The organism is Lentzea flava, assembly GCF_014648475.1.
GTDB lineage: Bacteria > Actinomycetota > Actinomycetes > Mycobacteriales > Pseudonocardiaceae > Lentzea > Lentzea flava.
Genome location: NZ_BMRE01000164.1, coordinates 1 through 690 on the forward strand (window position 1 = coordinate 1; position 690 = coordinate 690).

Here is a 690-nt window from a genome sequence, read left to right on the forward strand (position 1 = left end):
AGCCGGTGCCGGTGACCTTGTAGCCGGAGAAGGGCTTGTGATCGGGGTTGCTGGCGGCGTTGTTGGGGAAGTAGCGCAGCTCGCCGTCGGGGGTGGTGGAGAGCAGGTCGGCGGCGCCGTCGCCGGAGTAGTCGCTGACGAAGATCCGGTTGGCGGTGTTCCAGCCGGTGCCGACCACGGTGTAGCCGGCGAACGGCTTGTGATCGGGGTTGCTGCCCGCGTTGTTGGGGAAGTACCGCAGCTCACCGTCGGCGGTGGTGGACAGGATGTCGGCGGCGCCGTCACCGGAGACGTCGGCGACGTACATGCGGTTCGCGGTCTGCCAGCCGGTACCGACCACCGTGTAGCCGGTGAACGGCTTGTGGTCGGGGTTGGAGGCGGCGTTGTTGGGGAAGTACCGCAACTCGCCGTCCGGGGTGGTGGAGAGGATGTCGGCGGCCCCGTCGCCGGAGAGGTCGGCCACGAAGATGCGGTCCGCGGTGTCCCAGCCGCTGCCCACCAGGTCACAGCCCAGGAACGGGCGGCCGTTCGGGTTGGACGAGGCGTTGTTCGGGCAGTAGATCATCTCACCGTTGCCGCGGGTCGCGATCAGATCCGCCGACCCGTCACCGGAGACGTCGGCCAGGAACATCCGGTTCGCTGACTGCCAGTCGGTACCGGTCACGATGTAGCCCTCGAACGGACGCCCCT

1 protein-coding gene is annotated in these 690 nt (G+C 68.3%); it reads right to left on the minus strand.

Annotated elements, in window-relative coordinates; all coding sequences use genetic code 11:
- Positions 1–664, minus strand: a 664-nt coding sequence (locus IEZ09_RS45975; RefSeq protein WP_189260153.1) for an FG-GAP-like repeat-containing protein, incomplete at its 3' end; no start/stop codon positions are given.
- Between the last annotated feature and the right edge of the window lie 26 nt (positions 665–690).